This window comes from Pectobacterium parvum, from assembly GCF_020971565.1.
GTDB lineage: Bacteria > Pseudomonadota > Gammaproteobacteria > Enterobacterales > Enterobacteriaceae > Pectobacterium > Pectobacterium polare.
In genome coordinates this window covers 2878148-2899728 of sequence record NZ_CP087392.1, presented here as the reverse complement: position 1 = coordinate 2899728, position 21581 = coordinate 2878148, and the positions used below count along the sequence as shown (strand labels likewise).

Sequence of the window (21581 nt, the reverse complement as noted above, 5' to 3'; positions counted from 1 at the left end):
GTGACGGAAGGGGAGCGCCCCGTTAGATGAAAGTGGGTGACTCACGCGGGAGTTCCTCCAGTTGAATATAAAAGTAGGGTTTCTTCGTCAATCTCAGCGGCATTTAACTCTGCGACAATGCGCCCGTCCCATAGCACGCAGATGCGATCGCAGAGCCCGACAAGTTCGGAGAACTCGCCCGACGCATAAATAATGCCTTTACCCTGACGTGCGAGGCCATCAATCAGGGTGAACAAGTCCTGTTTGGCCTTGATATCAACGCCTTTGGTGGGTTCGTCAAAAATCAAAACCTGTGCTTCACTGCGTAGCCACTTGCCGATAGCCACTTTCTGCTGATTCCCGCCCGACAGGCGCGCCAGCTTTTGCGCCGGACCCGTGGTACGAACTGCCAGCCGTTCAACGATCTGTTTTGCCCAGTTCAACGCCTTGCGACGGCTGAACAGTCCCCAGCGGGAAAAGCTGTCGGTGGCAGTGATACTGAGATTCATGGTGACGGACTCATCAATAAAAATGCCTTCTTTGCGCCGCTCTTCAGGAACCAGCGCCAGCCCCTGTTCAACCGACTGGTGCGGTGAATGCGGTCGCCAGGGTTTACCGCGATATTCTCCCTGCGCGATCTGGCAGGGTTCAGCGCCGAACAGCGCTTTACACAGCTCGGTTTTCCCCGCGCCAGCCAGCCCGGCAATACCCAGAATTTCCCCTTTGCGCAGCGTAAGCGAAATATTGTGCAGCAGCGTTTCGTCGTGCAAACCGGTGACCTGAAGCAGCGTCTCTGCGGCAGGCGTCGTTCGGCGCGGTGGGAAGATATCGTCAAGCCGGTGCCCCAGCATTCTCTCTACGATCTCTTCGCCACTGAGCCCCTGCATCGCACCGCTGCTGACAAATTCGCCGTCACGCAGAACAGTCAACGTATCGCAGATTTCGCTCAGCTCATGAATACGGTGGGAAATAAACACAATCCCGATGCCATCGGCCTGTAAACGGCGTACCACCTCGAAGAGGCGCGCGCTTTCGGCCTGATCCAGCGGGGCGGTGGGTTCATCCAGAATCAGGAAGCGACATTCGTGAGATAATGCGCGGGCGAGCAGAATTTGCTGTTTCTCAGCGAGCGAGCAGGTATCCAGCCGTTGACGAACATTGAGATGGACGCCAAGCTGGTCAAGCAGTGCCTGCGCCTGACGATAAATCTGCGGCCAACTCAGCAGATGTCCGTCCTGCGCCAGCGTATCCAGCATAATGTTTTCCGCCACGGACAACGTGGGGACCAGCGCGACATCGACTTCCTGCTGCACCAGATGAATGCCGTATCGCTTGGCATCACGCGGTGAATGGACATCGACCTGCTTACCATTAATCAGAATGTCACCCTGATAGTGATCGTAAGCGCCCGATAAGATCGTCATTAGCGTGGATTTACCCGCGCCGTTTGCGCCAGTCAGGGCATGAATCGAACCACCTTCCAGTGTGAAATTAACCTGCTTGAGGGCGTGGAAACCAGAAAAGGAGATGGAAATGTTGTGCATTTCCAGTCGGCTTTGGGAGGTAGGAATCATGGTCGGTAACGCTCTTGGCGGTCAGGGTCATGAAATAACGGAAAAGAAAGGTAGCACATATCCCAGAGAATTTAATACAGCTTCAAGTGTTTGAGAGTTATTGGCTATGAACGAAAAGGCATAAATTAAATAAAAAAGTTCTTAAGCTGGCGCAGGCAAGTGAATAAGATGGGTTTATCAATAGGGTAGCGCAGCAGATTCATCTATCAGACAAATATAAGATAAGAGCCGTACTCAAGAGAGGGCGCGGCGAGGAAGATTCAAACATGCACACAACGACAGTCCGCGTACAGGTTGGCCCTGCTAACTATTTCTCTTTCCCCAGCGCTATCGATAAGCTGCTGGAGTTTTATCCACCGGATGTACTGAAAAACGCGCTGTGGATCTACGGTGAGCGGGCGATTGCTGCGGCTCGACCGTATTTACCGGCCGAATTCGATGCGCCTTCAGCCCGCCGCGTGCAGTTTGGTGCGCATTGTAGCGAAGGGGAAGTCGCAAAACTGGTGGCGCAGGCGGGCGATGAATGTCAGGTCGTCATCGGTGTCGGTGGCGGGGCGGTGCTGGATACTGCGAAGGTTGCCGCGCGTCATATCGGCGTGCCGCTGGTGGCAATCCCGACTATTGCAGCGACCTGTGCGGCCTGGACGCCGCTGTCCGTGTGGTATAACGATGCCGGGCAGGCGCTGCGCTTCGAGATTTTCACTGATGCTAACCATCTGTTGCTGGTTGAACCGCGGATTATGTTGGCGGCACCGGTGGAATACCTGCTGGCTGGGGTCGGTGATACGCTGGCGAAGTGGTATGAAGCCGTCGTTCTCAGTCCTCAGCCGGAAACGCTGCCGCTTTCTGTTCGGTTGGGCTTACAGGCCGCGCTGGATATCCGCAATGTGTTGCTGCAACAAAGTGCGGCAGCGCTGGAAGCCGTCGAGCGTGGCGAATTGACGCAGGATTTTCTGGATGTCGTCGATGCGATCATTGCCGGTGGCGGCATGGTTGGCGGGTTGGGTGAGCGCTATACCCGCGTGGCAGCAGCGCATGCGGTGCATAACGGTTTAACGGTGTTGCCACAAACTGAACGCTTCCTGCACGGCACCAAGGTGGCTTATGGCATTCTGGTGCAAAGCGCTTTACTGGGCGATAACGACACGTTGCTCCAGTTGAAGGAAGCGTTTAAGGCGTTTGGTTTGCCGACCTCGCTGGCGGCGCTGGATGTGGATATTCACGATCGCGCCGCGCTTCAGGCAGTTATTGCTCGCACGTTGCAGGCAGGAGAATCTATTCATTATCTGCCGTTGACGCTCAATGAAGAGGTCTTGCTGGCGGCATTTAACACCGTTGAATCTGCTGGAAAATAAGCGGGTAGGAAAAAGAGAAGGGCGGAGAGTATTCTCCGCCCTAAGGGCTATTCTTTATCTTCAAAAACTACTGCGTTTTCTCGTAGGGGAATGAATTTTTGATAAAGCTGGCGTAGTAACGGTACTTCGTTTTGCTTGCCATCAGCTCTTCATAAATCATGCGTGCTACGCCGCTGTAGAGATAGATGCTCCCGTTCAGCAGTTCGACTTCCAACTGGCTTTTTTCTGCATCGTATCCGACTGAAAACAACTCTGTTGATGAAACTCGCTTTCTCTGCAAAATTAATCACTCCCAACGTATCAATGCCGCATCCTGACGGTATACCACCTTTTTAGCTATATTGTGTTATAGCTCGAAATATATCGGGGGTAAACAGCAGCATATCGTTATCAGTTCATGAATAATCAGTAAACGCTCACAGAATTCTTGCTCTGTCGCCCATCGACCCGCTTTGTTTGTTGTTGATGATGAGGTGATATCCCGATCGGATTGTTAATCCTGAGCGAGAGCACGCTGAAACGCTGGCTGGCTTTCTATCCGCTCAATGTATTGCTTGATGTGCGGGTAGTGGCTGAAATCCAAACGCGTTTTCGCCAAAACTAGCGGGACGGCCATTTGGATATCGGCACCGCTGAGCGACTCTCCCGCAAACCAGTCTTGTTTACTCAAATGCTGTTCGATGAACTGAAGTTGCGTCGTCAATCGCGGCACAATAAAGGCCTGCTCGATGCTTTGCACAATTTTGCGTGCGATGGGGCGGACGAAAAATGGCATCGGCGCGGATTCTGTTTTCGCCAAGACTAAACGCATCACCAGCAGCGGCATGAGGGAACCTTCCGCGAAATGCAGCCAGAAGCGATAATCCAACAGCGCTTGCCCGCTCTGTGGGCGGAGTCTGGCGTTGCCGTAAGTCTCAATCAGGTATTCCACAATGGCCCCGGATTCGGCAATCGTTAGTTCGCCATCGGTAATCACTGGCGATTTCCCTAACGGATGGATTTGTTTAAGTGATGCCGGGGCGCTAAACGTTTTTGGATCACGTGCGTAGCGAATGATTTCATAGTCAACGCCCAGCTCTTCCAGTAGCCAGGTCGCGCGGGTTGAACGGGATTTCTCGAGGTGATGAACGTGTATCATCAAGGTTTCCTTTTTGTTTGTCTTGGTTCCGTTATTCAGCACGGGCAGGTGTGATCGTTTTTACTGTGATTTGCTGTAATAGAGAAGGGAAATAGCACTCGGGAACCGTAGGTATCCATCCCCGAGTACTGTTATCAGCGAGATGAGCATAGCTCATTATTCGTTGCGCTGTTTAAGCCAACCGCTATTCGGTAAACACCTATTCTTCCAATAAATACTGAGCGTGGAAGCGCAGGTGATCTTCGATGAAACTGGCGATGAAGAAATAGCTATGGTCATAGCCAGACTGTGTCCGCAGCGTCAACGGCCAGTCATACTGGCTTGCCAGGGCTTCCAGTTTCGCCGGTTGCAGCTGATCGGGGAGGAACTGATCGCAATCGCCCTGATCGACCAACATGGGCAGCTTCTTCTGGCTATTTGCCAGCAAATGGCAGCTATCATACTGCAACCACTGCGTTTCATCCTCGCCGAGGTAGGCGGTAAGCGCCTTGCGACCCCAGGGAACCTGACTTGGGTTAACGATCGGTGCGAACGCTGACGCAGACAGAAATTGATCCGGGTTGCGTAGCGCCAGCATCAGCGCACCGTGCCCGCCCATCGAATGTCCACTGATGGACTGACGGCCGTTCACGTTAAAATGCTGCTGGATCAGTGCCGGTAATTCGCTGCTGATGTAGTCATACATCCGGTAGTGTGCTGCCCAAGGTGCCTGCGTGGCATTCACGTAGAATCCTGCACCCTGGCCCAGATCGTACCCTGCGTCGTCTGCGACGCCATCGCCGCGCGGGCTGGTGTCCGGCATGACCAGCACCAGACCCAGCTCGGAGGCAACGCGCTGCGCACCAGCTTTCGTCGTAAAGTTTTCGTCGTTGCAGGTTAGCCCAGACAGCCAGTAAAGCACGGGCGGCGGCGTGTCATCCTGTGTTGGTGGCAGATAAATGCTGAACGTCATCGATGTGTTCAGCGTTTCTGACACATGGCGGTAGCGCTGTTGCCAGCCGCCAAACATACGGTGTTCTTCCAGCAGTTCCAGTGATGAAGTCATCGCTGTACAGCCTCCTTTATTCTGTTCCTGACAGTAGCGCAATTAACCGAAATGAATCACAGAGCGAATCGATTTGCCTTCGTGCATTAAATCGAATGCGGTGTTGATGTCGTCCAGCCCCATGGTGTGGGTGATGAAGTCATTCAGCGGGAATTCACCTTTCAGGTAACGATCGACAATGCCTGGCAGCTCGCTACGGCCTTTCACGCCGCCGAAGGCAGAACCGCGCCAGACGCGACCGGTGACCAGTTGGAACGGACGGGTTGCGATTTCTTCGCCAGCACCTGCCACGCCGATGATGATGGATTCACCCCAGCCTTTATGACAGCACTCTAGCGCGGAACGCATGACATTGACGTTACCGATACACTCGAAGGAGAAGTCCACGCCACCATCGGTCAGTTCAACGATGACGTCCTGAATCGGCTTATCGTAATCTTTCGGATTGATCAGATCGGTCGCACCCAGTTTACGCGCCAGATCGAATTTGCTGGTGTTGAGATCGATACCGATGATGCGTCCGGCACCTGCCATTTGTGCACCGATAATCGCCGATAGACCAATGCCGCCGAGGCCGAAAATCGCAACGGTATCGCCCGCTTTCACTTTTGCAGTATTCAGCACAGCACCCATCCCGGTGGTGACGCCACAGCCCAGCAGGCAGACTTCTTCCAGCGGCGCTGCTTTATTGACTTTCGCCAGTGAAATTTCAGGCACAACGGTGTGCTCTGCGAAGGTGGATGTGCCCATGTAATGGAAAATCGGCTGGCCGTTTTTGGAGAAACGGGTGGTGCCGTCTGGCATCAAACCTTTACCCTGCGTGGAGCGAATAGCCTGACACAGGTTGGTTTTGCCGGAGCGGCAGAATTTACATTCGCCACATTCTGGGGTGTATAGCGGAATAACATGATCGCCAACGGCAACGCTGGTCACGCCTTCCCCGATGGCTTCGACAATCCCGCCGCCTTCATGGCCAAGAATCGCTGGGAACACGCCTTCAGGATCTTTACCGGACAGCGTGTAGGCGTCAGTGTGGCATACGCCAGTTGCGACGATGCGCACCAACACTTCACCTTTCTGCGGTGGCATCAGGTCCACTTCTTCAACCGACAGTGGCTGGTTTGGACCCCAGGCGATGGCGGCGCGGGTTTTAATCATTTGCATGGTGGTGACTCCTAATGGCATTCCGTTATGGGTTGTAAATTAAATGATAGGACGTGGTATTGATCGCTGTGTCGTCCTCTCGTGAAAAGGGTCGTTCATCGGCAGTAAGGGTTCATTCCGACTGAGAGGGTGGTTCAATAGTGCGGCCCTGTTCAATAATGAGTTTTTTAAGCGCCTCGACATTCGGGCCGAAGGCGTCGCGTCGCCAGACGAGCCAGGTGGACGCGGCGGCGATGTCGGGCGGTAATTCATGCACCTGAACGCGCGTGCCTGCGGGCAGTGATTCGAGGACGGCATACGGGAGCATGGCGAGCCCAGCGCCGCTGGCGACACAGGCAAGCATGGCATGGTATGAGTGGATTTCCATGATGGTGCCCGGCACCACGCCATCCTGCCGGAACCAGTTCTCAAGGCGTTTTCTATAAGAACAGCTGGGGCGGAATGCAAACAGGGTATCGTTACTGGCATCCCGCGCATGGGTAATCGGCGCGTGTGCAGGGTCAGATATCAGCACTAACCGTTCCGCAAAACACGAACACCCATTCAGTTCATCGTAGACGACGGGCCCATCAACTAACGCGGCAGCCAGCGTTCCCGCCCGGACGCGTTCGATGATTTCCCCTGATGTACCGGTATTCAGGGACAGCGAAACGTTGGGGTAACGCTGATGGTAAGCCGCTAATAGCGTAGGCAAACGGGTTGCTGCGGTGCTTTCCATCGAGCCGAGCGCGAAGTTACCAGCGGGTTCCCCCGTGCGCGTCATGCTGATCGCTTCCTCACTGAGAGCCAGAATACGCTGTGCATAACATAAGAAATTGTGCCCAATAGGGGACAGGCGCAGGCGCTGTTTCTCACGGATAAACAGATCGGTGCCCAGTTCCAGTTCCAACTGGCGCAACCGCGTGGTCAGATTGGAGGGTACCCGATGAAGCTGCTCTGCGGCGCGCGCGACGGAACCCGTTTCGGCAACGAGGCAGAACATGCGCAACTGGGTCAAATCCATATCTTTCTCTTTTCGTAATGAACTGGCGTTTGATTATTCACTTTTTGTGAAGTGTAGCGGCAAGCAGCACATTTCGCAACTGGCTTACGCCACACTGATGTGAACGTAACGTAAACCCAGCGTGATGAGATGTGCTCTGAATGATAAAAATGACGGACGTAATTATCATCAGGATTAATAGTGGGGAGATTAGAAAGAGAAGAAAGCGATAAAATGATCGCGGCCGGAATTAATAGCACCACAATCAACTATTACCTCGAATAGGGGCATATTTTCTAATGAATAGGGCAGAATGAAAAAATAAGAATAATCACAGAAAAATAAAACCGTATTTTATCCTGACGCATAGCGGAAGCGTGGAAATAAATAGATAATTAAAATAAACAGTTAAATGTGAAGATAAATTGTTGTATCGGAGCAATAGCCAGAAACTATCGCAATTCTTCATTTTTATCGCATTTGTTGATGGGAAGGCGTAAAGTGCCCGCCTAAAGTGCCGATAATGTTAATGTATGGTAGGAATGCTTTATCCTTATTGTAAGGAAGTGTGTCTTTTTGTCATTAAAGGAAAATAACTCTAACTAATGAGAGCCTCTGCTCTTCATTAAATGACGTAACACCCGGCGTATTTCCAATTAAAAATGTGCGGCTGTCTTGCAGAAAGCGCAGAGGAAAATCGCCAGATAATTTATAGGAGTCTTCTGTGAATTTTTTAAAAAATATCACCATCAGGGCAATGCTTTTAACAATATTGGGTCTGTTTCTGGTTGTATGGGGGGGAGCGTCTTTCTTTACCACCACCTCATTAAACAGCATGACCAAACTATTGGAATCCGGCGAAACTCAGCGTAAAAACGTAGAGATGTTGGTAAAAGGCAATGACCAGTATTTTCGTACGGTTACTCGCTTGCTGCGTTCTATGGATTTCCAGCAAACAGGCGAAACTGCGGAAGCAGAAAAAGTATTTACGGCAGCAACCACCGCATTTAAAAACACGTCAGATCAACTGGCTGCGTTTAAAGCTGTTGGGCATGTCGGCGTCGATAAAGAAACGGCAGACAATATGATCGCCGCGTGGACCCAGATATTGGATAACGGGTTGACGCCGATGCTGAACGCTGCGCGTGAGAATCGTCAAGAGGATTTTCGTCAGCTTTTCCGTAAAACCTACCCACCGCTGAGCGTGGCATTCGGCGCGAACATGGATAAATACCAGATCGCGATTATGTCATCGTCAGAGGCGTCGATGAGCGAGGTCTACGGCCTGGTTGACTGGAGTAATCGTATTCTGCTGGGTGCGGCGGTTATTGGGTTGCTTATCCTGCTGTTGACGGATCGCTATCTGGTTCACTATCTGGTCAAGCCGTTAAATATGATCAAAGGCTATTTCCAGGTTCTGTCTGCCGGGCAGCTTGGTCGCCCGCTTGAAGAGTTTGGCCGCAACTGTGCCGGACAGTTGATTCCTTACCTGAAAGAGATGCAAGGCAGTCTGGTTAATACCGTTTCCATCATCCGCGACAGTTCGGCATCGATTCATCAGGGCTCAAGCGAAATTAAAAGCGGCAACAACGATCTGTCCGCACGTACCGAACAGCAGGCCGCCGCACTGGAGCAGACTGCTGCCAGTATGGAAGAGTTAAGCGCGACGGTGAAACAGAATGCCGATAACGTCCATCAGGCTACCAAGCTGGCGCAGGACGCTTCTGTTGCGGCGAAGAAAGGCGGCGACGTCACGGCAGATGTGATGGCGACGATGGCAAGTATTACGACCAGCTCGAAGAAAATTGCCGATATCACCAGTGTAATTAACGGTATTGCCTTCCAGACCAATATTCTGGCGTTGAACGCAGCCGTAGAAGCCGCCAGAGCCGGTGAACAAGGGCGTGGTTTTGCGGTGGTTGCGGGTGAAGTTCGTAATCTGGCGCAGCGCAGCGCGCAGGCAGCGAAAGAAATTGAAAGCCTGATCACCGAATCGGTTGCACGTATCAACGTGGGTTCGAATCAGGTTACACAAACCGGCGAAGCGATGGATTCCATCATTTCCGCCATTACTCGAGTGAACGATCTGATGGGCGAAATCGCCTCTGCATCGGATGAACAGAGTCGTGGTATTACCCAGATTGGTCAGGCTGTTACCGAGATGGATGGCGTCACACAGCAGAACTCCGCACTGGTACAGGAATCTGCTGCCGCTGCTGCATCGCTCGAAGATCAGGCCCGTCAGTTAACTGAAGCCGTATCGGTATTCCAGCTGTCGGCTGCAGATGCCCCTCGTCGTCCTCAGCAGCGTCTGGCGGAGAGCGCATCAGCAGTACAGAAGCCGATGTTATTAGCCGCCGCTGGCGGTAAAAAAGGCAACGCGAACGATAACTGGGAAACCTTCTGATAACCCGACAACACGCGGCGTAGGGCGCTGACAGCCGCAAAAGTCAGGTGATTGATCGTTAAAAGCACTGGGATAGCCTCCCGGTGCTTTTTGTTTATCACTGAATAGTTAAGTCTGAACAGGCGTTTTTTTGTGCATATGATTCGACCTTGTTACTGCGTTCAGGCATATCCGCTACGCTTGATAACTTGAATCTATTTCAACAATCATGACATACAATCGCTGGATAATCGTGACTCTCTCAACTAGAGTGTTGACGGCGCTAGGGTCTGACCAAGGCCGTGATAGTGCGATAGGCATAGTTACACCTGCAGGAGAATAATAATGTCATCACTAAGTAAAGAAGCCGTTATGGTGCACGAAGCGCTGCTGGCACGCGGTCTGGAAACGCCGCTGCGCGGGGCGTTGTTAGATCGGGATACGCGTAAGCAACGTATTGCCGAGCATATGACGGAAATTATGAATTTGCTGAGTCTCGATCTGAGCGATGACAGCCTGGTTGAAACACCGACTCGTATCGCTAAAATGTACGTTGATGAAATATTCTCCGGCTTGGACTACGCCAATTTTCCCAAAATCACCATCATTGAAAACAAAATGAAGGTCGATGAAATGGTCACCGTACGGGACATCACGCTGACCAGTACCTGTGAACACCATTTCGTGACGATCGATGGGAAAGCGACGGTGGCGTATATTCCGAAAGATGGTGTCATCGGCTTGTCGAAGCTCAACCGAATTGTCCAGTTTTTCTCTCAGCGCCCTCAGGTGCAGGAGCGCTTAACACAGCAGATACTGGTTGCGCTGCAAACGCTGTTGGGAACCAACAACGTTGCGGTCTCGATTGATGCGGTGCACTACTGCGTGAAGGCACGCGGCATTCGTGATGCAACCAGCGCCACGACCACGACATCGCTCGGTGGGCTGTTTAAATCCAGCCAAAATACGCGTCAGGAATTCTTGCGCGCGGTGCGTCACCACAATTAAGCCCTCTCTTATTGGCGATGATGAAGAAAATACGCTTCGTCATCGTCAAATCGGTCATGGTCAAATTAGCAAGCATCTTCGCTTTTTCTCTGTATGTGCATACAATCGCTACTTCGATGATTTGAAAATGTAATTTGTATGCCTTCTCACACTATACCGTCACCTCATTCGCCACCCTCACGGATCGTTGCGCTGGATTTTGCGCGCGGCGTCGCCATCTTGGGCATTTTACTGCTGAATATTACGGCGTTTGGTTTACCACATGCGGCCTACCTGAATCCGGCCTGGCAAGGGGAACCCACGCTGTCTGATGTCTTAACCTGGGCGGCGATGGATCTGCTGGCGCAGGCAAAATTTCTGACGCTGTTTTCGCTTCTGTTTGGTGCAGGGTTACAGCTGCTGCTGTCGCGGGGGAAACGTTGGGTACATGCACGTCTGTTCTGGTTGATGATCATTGGTCTGATTCATGCCATTTTCCTGTGGGATGGCGATATTTTGCTCGACTATGCGCTGATTGGACTGGTGTGTTACGGCATGATTCGTCATGCGGAAAGCAGCCGGTTGTTAATGCGAACCGGAGCGGTTCTGTATCTGGTGGGCATCGGTGTACTGTTTGTGCTGAGCCAGATTTTGAGCCTGCAACCGGGACGATTTTGGTTACCGGGCATGGCAGATATCGCCTATGAGGCCTACTGGCGGGCGTTAGGTGGACCGCTAGCGTGGGGGAACCGTGTCGATCTGCTGACGGAAAGTCTGTTATCGCTGGGCGTGCAGTACGGCTGGCTGCTGGCAGGGTCGATGCTGCTGGGTGCAGGATTAATGCGCAGCGGCTGGCTGAAAGGTGAGTTCAGTACGGCACACTACCGTAAGGTTGCGCTGTGGCTGATTCCGCTGGGTGTGGCGATTAACAGCGTTGGCGTGGTGGGGCAGTGGCTGGTGGACTGGGAGTATCGCTGGAGCGGGCTGTTATTGCAGATCCCGCGTGAATTGAGTTCACCTTTGCAGGCGATAGGGTATCTCGCGCTGTGTTATGGCTTTTGGGCCACGCTGTGCCAATGGCGCATCACGTATTGGATTACGGATGTCGGGCGCATGGCGTTAACCAACTATTTGCTGCAAACGCTGATTTGTGTGGTGTTGTTTAATCAGCTTGGCCTGTTTATGGCGTTCAGCCGCCTGCAACTGCTGGCACTGGTGCCCGCTATCTGGATCGCCAATCTGGTCTTTTCTCACTACTGGCTGCGCTATTTCCGTCAGGGACCGCTCGAATGGCTATGGCGCAAACTCACCAATGCGATAGGGAAGACGGCGTAGAGAAAGACGCTACGGCGCAGCGTGCTCGTGGTGCGGTTCGGATTCGGGCTCGGCTTTTGCCGGTTGCTCCGTTTTAGCCTGATGCGCTGGCGCTGAAAGCATCTGTTCCGGCAGGACGGCAGGATAATCTGGGGCATCCTCTGGAATGGTATGTTCTGCGGGAATCGGCACCTGTGGCCCTAAAAAGCGCGGCTCGCGTTTGAGAATATACAGATCGAACAGCGCACCCAGACGAGCGCCAAATTCACGAATTCGCACGGTCATCATATTTTTGGGGGAGGGCACGGCGTAACACTGTGCCTGAATGCCAAGGTGCAGCGCGATAAATAGCGCTCGTTCACAGTGGAAACGCTGGGTGATGATGGTGAAATCGTTGGTATCAAACACCTTGCGCGTCCTGATGATGGAATCCAGCGTGCGGAACCCCGCATAGTCCAGCACGATATCCGAAGGCGGAACCCCTGCGGTAATCAAATCACGACGCATCGTCATCGGTTCATTGTAACTTTGCAGCGCGTTATCACCGCTTAATAGCAGATAGCTGACTTTGCCGCTGTTGTAAGCATTAATCGTCCCTTGCATGCGGAACAGGTAATACTGATTGATCACGCCGGTACGGTAGTATTTCGCCGTCCCCAATACAACGCCGACCTGGCGCTTCGGCAAGGTCTGAAGCTCATCGTAAATAAATGGCGCGGTTTTCCAACTGATCCAACGATCGAGGGCAAAAGCAGAGAGCAGCAGCACGCCAATAAGAGCTAACAAACCGAATGTCAGGCGTTTCCACATGCTTATGCCTCAGGTAAGGCGAGTAAATTAATCATGCCTCAAGGCTACTTTACCTGACAGGGCGACGCAAGATGAAGGCGAGAAACAAGTGGTTTATTGGTTGAATTTTCAGCGTTCGGAGTGAGATGGCGTGAAAATAAAACGCCAGCCTTTCGGGCGGAAAAGCTGGCATTATGGGTAATACTGGTTACTTAGCCCGTTGTTAGGGGAAACACAGGGGGAGGTTCCCGCAGGGATGCCTCACCCCTGTGGTCGCCCCGTGTATCTCGATCCTTAAACGATCGGTATTAGGCGTAATGGGCGCGTTAAACCCGGCTACCCCACAGATCGTACTCGTCCGCGTGTTCGACTTTCACTTTGACGATATCACCGACTTTTACGTTGGTTTCGCCGTTCAGGTAAACTGCGCCGTCAATTTCAGGGGCATCGGCCATGCTGCGACCAATTGCACCTTCTTCGTCGATTTCATCGATCAGCACCAGCACTTCACGGCCAATTTTATCCTGCAAACGCTGGGTGGAAATCGCCTGCTGAAGCTGCATGAAGCGGTGGAAACGCGCTTCTTTAATCTCTTCTGGCACCTGATCTGGCAATTCATTTGCCGACGCGCCTTCGACTGGGCTGAATTTAAAGCAGCCCACGCGGTCGAGCTTGGCTTCTGTCAGGAAGTCGAGCAGCATCTGGAAATCTTCTTCCGTCTCGCCGGGGAAGCCGACAATAAAGGTAGAACGCAGCGTTAAATCTGGGCAGATTTCGCGCCAGCGCTTAATGCGCTCTAACGTTCTTTCTACTGCACCCGGACGTTTCATCAGCTTGAGAATTTTCGGGCTGGCGTGCTGGAGCGGAATATCCAGATAAGGCAGGATTTTGCCTTCGGCCATTAAGGGGATCACATCGTCTACGTGCGGGTAAGGGTAGACATAGTGCAGACGCACCCACACGCCCAGCGATGCCAGTTGTTCACATAGGCTGACCATGCTGGTTTTGACCGGTTGCCCGTTCCAAAAGCCAGTACGCTGCTTCACATCTGCACCGTACGCTGAGGTATCCTGAGAAATCACCAACAGCTCTTTTACCCCGGCATCCACTAGGCGTTTTGCTTCATCCAACACCGAACCGATTGGACGGCTGTCCAAATCGCCACGCATAGAAGGGATGATGCAGAACGTGCAGCGGTGGTTACAGCCTTCTGAAATTTTCAGATACGCGTAATGGCGCGGTGTGAGCTTCACTCCCTGCTCGGGAACCAGACTGGTAAACGGGTTGTGTGTCGGTTTAGGGACGTATTGATGTACGTGCGACAGCACCTGCTCGTAGCTATGCGGACCGGTAATTTCCAGAACCTTGGGGTGCACTTCGCGTATTTGGTTTTCTTTGGCACCCAGACAGCCTGTTACGATGACTTTACCGTTCTCATTCAGCGCTTCGCCGATGGCTTCCAGCGACTCTTGTACGGCGCTGTCAATAAAACCACAGGTATTGACGATCACCAGTTCAGCGTCGTCATAACGTGGGACGACTTGATAACCTTCAGTACGCAGTTCGGTCAGAATCCTCTCGGAGTCGACGAGGTTTTTCGGGCAACCGAGGGAAACAAAGCCGATACGTGGTTGTTGCATATTATTCGCTCACAAAATAAACAGAAAATAAAAACCGGAGGATTCTACACCATAGTTGATTATCCTTATAGTCAGTGGTGTAAAACTCAGCATTTTATCGCCGTGGAGATGATGATTTTTGTGGCTGATTTCTTCAATAAATGTAAACCTTGCATCGTTTTTTTGCACAAACACGGCCTGCCGCCTAAATTTACAGGACTTTTGTTGGATGGAGACAACGCTATGCCCTATCGCCTGATGCCTCGCAATTCTGCTTCACACACCCTGTTACGACGATTTTCTGCTGCGCCGCATTGGCTGCTGCTTAGCGCGACGCTGCTGTTTTCCAGCCAGTTATTGGCGGCGGAACCGAAGGTGACGGAATTGCAGGATAAGCTGGATCACCCGTGGTCATTAGCGTTTTTGCCGGAAGATCAGGGGATTTTGATTACAGAACGCGCTGGGAATTTACGCTTATGGAAAGCGGGCAGTGCGCTATCTGCACCGATAACTGGTGTACCGAAGGTCTTCGCTAAATCTCAGGGCGGATTGCTGGAAGTCGCGCTATCGCCGGATTTTGCGCAGAATCGACGCATCTACCTGAGCTTTGCCGAAGAGGGGAGTGAGGGTAAAGCGGGAACCGCTGTCGGTTACGGTAAACTCTCCGAGGATAATAAGCGGTTAGAGAATTTCACGGTCTTCTTCCGTCAGGAACCGAAGCTGTCGACGGGTAACCATTTCGGCGGCAAGCTGGCCTTTGATCGACAAGGGCATCTGTTTATCGCACTGGGCGAAAACAACGAACGCCCGACCGCACAAGATCTGGATAAATTACAGGGCAAAATTGTTCGCCTGACTGCGGAGGGTAAAGTGCCGTCCGATAACCCGTTTGTGAATACGCCTAACGCCCGACCGGAAATCTGGTCTTACGGACATCGTAATCCGCAGGGATTGGCGATTAATCCGTGGTCTGGCGTGCTGTGGGAAAATGAGCATGGCCCGAAAGGCGGCGATGAAATCAACATTCCCAAAGCGGGCGAAAATTACGGCTGGCCGATTGCAACGCATGGCATTAACTATTCCGGACTGAAGATTCCAGAAGCGAAAGGAAAAGAAATCGCGAATATGGCTAATCCTGATTTTTACTGGGAGAAATCACCGGGCATTAGCGGCATGGCTTTCTATAACAGCGACCGTTTCCCGCAGTGGAAAAACTCAGTCTTTATCGGCGCGCTGGCAGAGAAGAACCTGATTCGGTTGACGCTTGATGGCGACAAAGTCGCGTCCCAAGAGCGCTTGCTAAGCGATCGCGGTGAACGCATCCGCGACGTAAGGCTGGGGCCAGACGGCTACCTCTATTTGTTGACCGATCACGACAATGGCAAATTGCTGAAAGTCGGGCTGGAGTAAGAAATCAGGCACCTTACGGTGCCTGTCAGACTGTGAAAAATCTATTTGCGGAACGAAGACGGTAGTAACGGAATAGAAGAGTAAAGCGTTTGCGCCAGGGATGGCGCAAGCCGAGCGCACAGGGAGGTGTTCACAGCGTCTTTACGATCTATCCGTTACTACCGCTCGACAGTCTTTGTCAGCAACCTCTCAACCTTAAGACAGTGGAATCATGACGTGTTTCTGATACGCCGGACGCTCGGTGAGTTGCTGATACCAGCGTTCCAGATGAGGATGCGACTGTTGTTCAATCGGCATATTTAGCCAGCCGTAAGCAATACAGCCTAGCGGAATATCGCCAACGCCGAATTGATCGCCGGATAGCCACGGCTGATTAGCCAGAACGGTATCCACAATATCAAACAAACGTTCACATTCAGCGATGCCTTTCTGTACCAATGCAGTATCGCGTTTTTCCGGTGGCGTACGCACGATATTAACGAACACTGGCCCGAAGGAGAAGGCGAGAGAGGTTGCCCAGTCCATCCATTTTTCGGCACTGGCGCGCTTGCCCGGATCGGCAAGATACAGCGAGTCCTGACCATACTGTGCCGCCAGATAACGTACGATGGTATTGGATTCCCACAGCACCAGATCGTCGTCACGTAAACAGGGGATGAGGCCATTAGGATTCATCGCCAGATAGTCGGCTTCATGGTTAAGACCGAATTGTCCGCCTGCCACAATATGCTGATAAGGCAGCGCAAGTTCTTCCGCACACCACAGGACTTTCTTTACGTTGGTCGAGTTATCACGACCCCAAATCGTTATCATAGCTGTCCCCTTTCTTCGTGAAGCCTGCCCCGGTTATCCGCGACAGTTGATGAGAAATAATGATATGCCTTTTTAGTCTTTATGATTTAACTCGTCATTCTTAATAATGACAGCAAGTTACATTCAGACAGGAAAGTTACACAATGACATTGACGCATTCTGTTCGTGCCGCGCTGGGCATCACACTGCTTGCCGCCGGTATGCAACTGGCGCTGGCCAGCAGCGATCCACAGACGATCACGTTTGGCGTAGCACCCGGGCCGTATGGCGACATGGTGAATCTGGCCATCAAACCTGAGTTGGTGAAAAAAGGCTACAAGGTCGTCGTGCGTGAATTCAGCGATTACGTTCAGCCTAATCTGGCGCTGGCCAACGGCAGCATCGATGCCAACCTCTTCCAGCATACGCTGTATCTGGAAAAATTCGCTGCCGATAAAGGGTTAAAAATCTCCCCGCTGATTACCGTACCGACAGCCAGCATGGGCTTCTACTCGAAGAAAATCAAATCGCTGGATGAGCTGAAAAAAGGAGACGTGGTCACGCTCTCTAACGACGCTACCAATCTGGCGCGCGGTCTGCGTTTCCTGCAATCGATAGGGTTGGTTACGATCAAAGCTGATATCGATCCGACCAAAGCATCGGAGAAAGATATTCTTGAAAACCCGCACGGCTTGGTCTTCAAACCGATGGAAGCGGCGCAGTTACCCCGTACGCTGGATAGCGTGACGGCATCGCTGGTGAACGGTAATTTTGCGCTGGCGTCCGGTATGAAACTGTCATCGGCTATCAAGCTGGAAACGCTGGATGAAAACCTGAAAAATATTATTGCCGTGCGTACCGACGATCTCGATAAGCCATTTGTTAAAGATACCAAAGCGATTGTGGAATCACCTGCGTATGCCGCGGTGATCAACGATCCTGCGTTGATGTATAGCCAATTCCAGAAACCAGAGTGGATGCAGGCGAAAACGCCAGCGCCCGCACAGTAAGTTTCAGGCGACACAGAATATCTTTTGGCCGGTCTATGACCGGCTTTCTTCTTTTCCGCTCAGGCCAGGAGTTTGCGGATAATGATTCAGCTAGAAGGGGTAAGCGTTGACTTCTCACAAGGGAAGCAACCAAAAAATCTTGCGGTAGACAACGTGTCGTTGCACATCCAACGTGGCGAGGTTTACGGGATTGTCGGCACCAGCGGCGCAGGGAAAAGCACGCTGTTGCGGACCATCAATCTCTTGCAGCGACCGACTGCCGGCCGTGTGCTCGTCAATGGCGTGCTCATCAGCGAATTAGCCGGGCAACCGCTGCGGGAACAGCGGCAAAAAATCGGTATGATCTTTCAGCATTTCAACCTGATGCAGACGCGTACCGTGGCGGAAAACGTGGCGTTCAGCCTGAAAGCCGCTGGGAAATCCAGTGCGGTCATTGCTGCCCGGGTGCCGGAAATTCTGACGCTGGTGGGGCTGACGGATAAAGCGTCGGCTTATCCAGCGCAGCTCAGCGGCGGGCAGAAACAGCGTGTAGGTATCGCCAGAGCCATTGCCAACGATCCCGAAGTGTTGTTGTGTGATGAGCCGACCTCGGCACTCGATCTGGAAACCTCTGCCGCTATTCTGGCGCTGCTGAAAGAGATTAACGAGAAACTGGGCATTACCATCGTACTGATTTCTCATGAAATGAGCGTGATTAAGGCGGTCTGCGATCGGGTGGCGGTGATGACGGGCGGTCGGGTTGTGGAAGAGGGCGATGTTTTCGATATTTTTGCGACGCCGCAGCACGCCTTTACGCGTCAACTGGTCTCCCACACGCTCGATCTTGCATTGCCGCCTCGCTTGCTGGTGGATTTACAGGGCACACTACTGAAGATTCTGTTCGTTGGTGAATCGGCGGAGCAACCCGTGCTGTCGGACGTTGCGACGCGCTTTGGCGTGTCCGTCAATATCCTGCACGGCAAGATCGAATACATCGGTAACCGTGCGCTAGGCATACTTGTCGCACTACTGACTCATCCTTCCGATCCCGGAAAAGTGACGGAAGCGGTAGAACATATTCAGGTAAGAACGGCAAATGTGGAGGTACTGCATGGCTGATTTATGGATCGATCTGGTCGCAGCATTCGGCGAAACATTCCAGATGGTGGGGATTTCCACGCTATTTGCCGTGATCGGCGGTTTACCGCTGGGGCTGCTGATTTACGTCACCGACAGGAACCTGTTCTGGCAAAACCGCGCTGTTTATCTGTTTGGCACGGTGCTGGTGAATATCATCCGTTCTATTCCCTTCGTTATCCTGCTGGTCTTGCTGTTACCGCTGACGCAGATCCTGTTGGGGAATACGATTGGGCCTGTAGCGGCGGCGGTGCCAATGTCGGTCGCCGCGATTGCGTTTTATGCGCGTTTGGTAGATAGCGCGCTTCGTGAAATCGATCCCGGTATCGTGGAAACTGCTGAAGCGTTTGGAGCCAGCCCGATGCGTATTATCGGCACGGTGCTGCTGCCGGAGGCCAAAGCGGGGTTATTGCGCGGCCTGACGATCACGCTAGTGAGCCTCATCGGCTATTCTGCGATGGCAGGCATTGTTGGCGGCGGGGGGGTCGGTGATTTAGCGATCCGCTTCGGCTATTACCGCTATGAAACTGAGGTGATGGTGATTACCGTTATTGCGCTCGTTATTCTGGTGCAGGTGGTACAGACGCTGGGTGACTGGCTGTCAAAACGCGCCGATAAGCGCGAACGTCGTTAAGGTTGTGTCCACCCACTGAGCACGGGGGGAGGCTGCGCTGCGATGTCCCTCGTGCTGTCCGCTATTTTCCTGATGGTCTTGCCGCCTGTATTTTCAGATGTTCCTCATTTTTCCCTAAGTCATTTTTTTATCTGCGTTTTTTTAGAAACTTTCATTTCTTTGACTATCTTTACAGAATGAATGGTTTTCATCCCAGAGATGACGCGTTACCTTTGTATGTTACTAAAGTTTTCAAAACATATTGAAAATTAAGAATTTTTAACGACTGATGGATATCGCGGCGAACTCATGAAAACAACTCCTTTCCTGACCAAACTCACGTCTTTCTCTATAGGTACGGTATTGCTTGTTGGTTTAGTGCCATTCACCTATGCGGAACAGTTGCCAGCGGTGCCGCAGATTGATGCTAAAGCCTATATCCTGATCGATCACCACAGCGGTAAAGTGCTGGCAGAAAGTAATGCCGATGAGCGCCTTGACCCTGCCAGCCTGACAAAAATTATGGCGAGCTATGTGATTGGACAGGCGATCAAATCCGGTAAAATTCGTCCGACGGATGATGTGACCGTCGGAAAAGATGCCTGGGCAACGGGTAATCCGGCGCTGCGTGGCTCGTCGCTGATGTTCCTTAAACCGGGCGACCGCATCCCCGTTTCTGAGTTAAATAAAGGCATTGTCATTCAGTCAGGCAATGATGCCAGTATCGCACTGGCGGATTACGTCGCGGGCAGTCAGGACGCGTTCGTCAGCCTGATGAACAATTATGCGAAGGCGCTTAATCTGACGAATACGCATTTTCTGACCGTGCACGGGCTTGATGCGCTGGGGCAGTACAGCACCGCGCGCGATATGGCGCTGTTAGGGCAGGCGCTGATTCGCGATGTGCCGGAAGAGTACGCGTTGCACAAGGAAAAAGAGTTCACCTTCAATAACATTCGCCAGCCTAACCGTAACCGTCTGCTGTGGAGTACCAATCTGAATGTGGACGGTGTGAAAACGGGCCATACCAACGGCGCGGGGCACAATCTGGTGGCCTCAGCAACCGAAGGCAATATGCGCCTGATTTCCGTGGTGCTGGGGGGGAAAACGGATGCCATTCGCTTCCGCGAAAGTGAAAAACTGCTCACCTGGGGCTTCCGCTTTTTCGAAACGGTAACGCCTATCAAGACGGATGCGCCTTTTACCACGCAGCGGGTCTGGTTTGGTACTGAGAAAGAGGCTCGACTCGGCGTCGCACAGGATGCTGCGCTGACCATCCCGAAAGGGCAAATGAAGAACCTGAAAGCCAGCTTTACGCTAAACCAGCCGCAGCTTTCCGCACCATTGACCAAGAATCAGGTTGTCGGCACTGTCGACTTCCAACTGGACGGTAAAAGCATCGGACAGCGCGAACTGGTCGCGATGGATGATATCCCTGAGGCTGGTTTCTTTAGCCGCCTCTGGGATACGGTGGTGATGAAGGTGCAGCAGTGGTTCGGCGGGATATTCGGCTAATTTCCGGGGTGGATTAACTGAATGCCGTTGTTGGAAAAGTAACGTAAGTAGGACTCGCTCGGGGCGCTGTCGGAAATGACCGTATCAAACAGCGTCATCGGGCCAATGCAGGCGCGTTTAATCTGACCGAACTTGCTGCTGTCCGCCACAATGATGATTCGCTGTGCGGTCGCCATCGCGCGTTGCTTCATGCCCAGCTCGGCAAAGTTAAAGCAGGTGGCGCCCGCAGTCAGTTCGATACCCGCCGCAGAGATAAAGGCTTTATTCGGACAGATGTTGTCCAGCTCGCTTCGCTGGTTGAGCGGGGTAAAGATCGCGTTATCAGGATGGTATTCCCCGCCGCACAAAATTACTCTGCACGCCTTTTTTTCCTGTAGCGCTAAAAAGGTGTTCAGGGAATAGCAAATCGCAGTAAAGGGTAACTCATCAGGAATGGCATCAATGATGAAGGGAATCGTGGTGCCACAGTCGAAAAAAACGGTATCGTTTGCTTCCACCAGATAGGCAGCAGCGGTACCGATAGCCTGCTTCTCTCTTACGTGTTTGGTCTGCTGGTCGGAGACAAAATAATTTGTGACGCCGTTATTCTTCAGGTCGCTTACGACGTAGCCGCCGAGCAGCATGACGCTGGTGGAATCTGCATTCAGATCGCGGCGCACGGTCATCTCGGACACGCCGAGTAGCTGTGCGGCGTCTTTAAGATGGAGTTTATCGGTTTTCTTTAATGCCTGAGCCAGTCTGCCGATTCGTTCGTCGCGCCGCGTTTCCATAAAATTCCCTGCTAGTAAGCTAT

Annotated in this window: 19 protein-coding genes; 9 read left to right on the top strand and 10 right to left on the bottom strand. The window is 52.4% G+C overall.

The annotated features are described in order from the left end of the window. Positions 1 to 41: 41 nt before the first annotated feature. Positions 42 to 1553 carry a sugar ABC transporter ATP-binding protein gene (locus LOZ86_RS13025; RefSeq protein ID WP_039485570.1) on the bottom strand — a complete coding sequence of 504 codons (1512 nt, stop codon included), beginning with the start codon at positions 1551 to 1553 and terminating at the stop codon, positions 42 to 44. 266 nt (positions 1554 to 1819) lie between these two features. Here LOZ86_RS13025 and LOZ86_RS13020 point away from each other — a divergent pair, with 266 nt between their 5' ends. Beyond that, a complete protein-coding gene (locus tag LOZ86_RS13020) occupies positions 1820 to 2908 on the top strand; it encodes an oxidoreductase (RefSeq protein ID WP_039485567.1) in 1089 nt (362 codons plus the stop codon). A 67-nt stretch (positions 2909 to 2975) separates the two neighbouring features. Here LOZ86_RS13020 and LOZ86_RS13015 read toward each other — a convergent pair whose 3' ends face one another. The 5 genes from LOZ86_RS13015 to ptrR all read right to left on the bottom strand — a co-directional run bounded on the left by LOZ86_RS13015 (position 2976) and on the right by ptrR (position 7258). Then, entirely contained in the window at positions 2976 to 3188 is a 213-nt protein-coding gene (locus LOZ86_RS13015; protein WP_039275478.1) for a KTSC domain-containing protein, read from the bottom strand. 213 nt (positions 3189 to 3401) lie between these two features. Beyond that, entirely contained in the window at positions 3402 to 4046 is a 645-nt protein-coding gene (locus tag LOZ86_RS13010) for a glutathione S-transferase (RefSeq protein ID WP_039485565.1), read from the bottom strand. A gap of 199 nt (positions 4047 to 4245) precedes the next feature. After that, positions 4246 to 5091: an S-formylglutathione hydrolase gene (gene fghA, locus LOZ86_RS13005; protein ID WP_039485562.1), complete on the bottom strand. Its 846-nt coding sequence runs from the start codon at positions 5089 to 5091 to the stop codon at positions 4246 to 4248. Positions 5092 to 5133: 42 nt separating this feature from the next. Continuing rightward, positions 5134 to 6255 carry an S-(hydroxymethyl)glutathione dehydrogenase/class III alcohol dehydrogenase gene (locus tag LOZ86_RS13000; protein ID WP_039485559.1) on the bottom strand — a complete coding sequence of 374 codons (1122 nt, stop codon included), beginning with the start codon at positions 6253 to 6255 and terminating at the stop codon, positions 5134 to 5136. Between the two features lie 112 nt (positions 6256 to 6367). Beyond that, complete coding sequence (gene ptrR / locus LOZ86_RS12995; RefSeq protein ID WP_039485556.1) at positions 6368 to 7258, bottom strand: putrescine utilization regulator PtrR; 891 nt, start codon at positions 7256 to 7258, stop codon at positions 6368 to 6370. Positions 7259 to 7961: 703 nt separating this feature from the next. Here ptrR and LOZ86_RS12990 point away from each other — a divergent pair. The 3 genes from LOZ86_RS12990 to yeiB all read left to right on the top strand — a co-directional run bounded on the left by LOZ86_RS12990 (position 7962) and on the right by yeiB (position 11945). Next, on the top strand, positions 7962 to 9644 hold the full coding sequence (locus LOZ86_RS12990; RefSeq protein WP_039485551.1) for a methyl-accepting chemotaxis protein: 1683 nt from the start codon (positions 7962 to 7964) through the stop codon (positions 9642 to 9644). A 324-nt stretch (positions 9645 to 9968) separates the two neighbouring features. Further along, positions 9969 to 10631, top strand: a complete 663-nt coding sequence (gene folE / locus LOZ86_RS12985; RefSeq protein WP_039485549.1) for a GTP cyclohydrolase I FolE — start codon at positions 9969 to 9971, stop codon at positions 10629 to 10631. A 138-nt stretch (positions 10632 to 10769) separates the two neighbouring features. Then, a complete protein-coding gene (yeiB, locus tag LOZ86_RS12980; RefSeq protein WP_039485545.1) occupies positions 10770 to 11945 on the top strand; it encodes a DUF418 domain-containing protein YeiB in 1176 nt (391 codons plus the stop codon). A 9-nt stretch (positions 11946 to 11954) separates the two neighbouring features. On the opposite strand, the gene sanA is transcribed toward yeiB, so the two are convergent. Both sanA and rimO read right to left on the bottom strand, forming a co-directional pair. Continuing rightward, on the bottom strand, positions 11955 to 12734 hold the full coding sequence (gene sanA, locus LOZ86_RS12975) for an outer membrane permeability protein SanA (RefSeq protein ID WP_039485541.1): 780 nt from the start codon (positions 12732 to 12734) through the stop codon (positions 11955 to 11957). A gap of 305 nt (positions 12735 to 13039) precedes the next feature. Beyond that, positions 13040 to 14353: a 30S ribosomal protein S12 methylthiotransferase RimO gene (rimO, locus tag LOZ86_RS12970; protein ID WP_111778508.1), complete on the bottom strand. Its 1314-nt coding sequence runs from the start codon at positions 14351 to 14353 to the stop codon at positions 13040 to 13042. Between the two features lie 222 nt (positions 14354 to 14575). Here rimO and LOZ86_RS12965 point away from each other — a divergent pair, with 222 nt between their 5' ends. Further along, positions 14576 to 15742, top strand: a complete 1167-nt coding sequence (locus tag LOZ86_RS12965) for a PQQ-dependent sugar dehydrogenase (protein ID WP_039481637.1) — start codon at positions 14576 to 14578, stop codon at positions 15740 to 15742. Between the two features lie 195 nt (positions 15743 to 15937). Here LOZ86_RS12965 and LOZ86_RS12960 read toward each other — a convergent pair whose 3' ends face one another. Beyond that, positions 15938 to 16555: a glutathione S-transferase family protein gene (locus LOZ86_RS12960; RefSeq protein WP_039275487.1), complete on the bottom strand. Its 618-nt coding sequence runs from the start codon at positions 16553 to 16555 to the stop codon at positions 15938 to 15940. Positions 16556 to 16698: 143 nt separating this feature from the next. Between LOZ86_RS12960 and LOZ86_RS12955 the strand changes: the two genes are divergently transcribed. The 4 genes from LOZ86_RS12955 (at position 16699) to LOZ86_RS12940 (ending at position 20788) form a co-directional block, all read left to right on the top strand. Beyond that, the gene (locus LOZ86_RS12955; RefSeq protein ID WP_161546923.1) at positions 16699 to 17544 is read left to right on the top strand and encodes a MetQ/NlpA family ABC transporter substrate-binding protein; all 846 of its coding nucleotides are present in this window, start codon (positions 16699 to 16701) and stop codon (positions 17542 to 17544) included. Between the two features lie 81 nt (positions 17545 to 17625). Further along, positions 17626 to 18642, top strand: a complete 1017-nt coding sequence (locus LOZ86_RS12950; RefSeq protein ID WP_039481487.1) for a methionine ABC transporter ATP-binding protein — start codon at positions 17626 to 17628, stop codon at positions 18640 to 18642. Further along, complete coding sequence (locus LOZ86_RS12945; RefSeq protein WP_039481484.1) at positions 18635 to 19294, top strand: methionine ABC transporter permease; 660 nt, start codon at positions 18635 to 18637, stop codon at positions 19292 to 19294. The genes LOZ86_RS12950 and LOZ86_RS12945 overlap by 8 nt, the downstream gene beginning before the upstream one ends. A gap of 288 nt (positions 19295 to 19582) precedes the next feature. Further along, positions 19583 to 20788, top strand: coding sequence for a serine hydrolase (locus tag LOZ86_RS12940; RefSeq protein ID WP_161546924.1), 1206 nt, complete (start codon positions 19583 to 19585; stop codon positions 20786 to 20788). Here the strand turns inward: LOZ86_RS12940 and deoR are convergent. Continuing rightward, on the bottom strand, positions 20785 to 21558 hold the full coding sequence (gene deoR / locus LOZ86_RS12935; RefSeq protein WP_039481481.1) for a DNA-binding transcriptional repressor DeoR: 774 nt from the start codon (positions 21556 to 21558) through the stop codon (positions 20785 to 20787). The genes LOZ86_RS12940 and deoR overlap by 4 nt on opposite strands. Between the last annotated feature and the right edge of the window lie 23 nt (positions 21559 to 21581).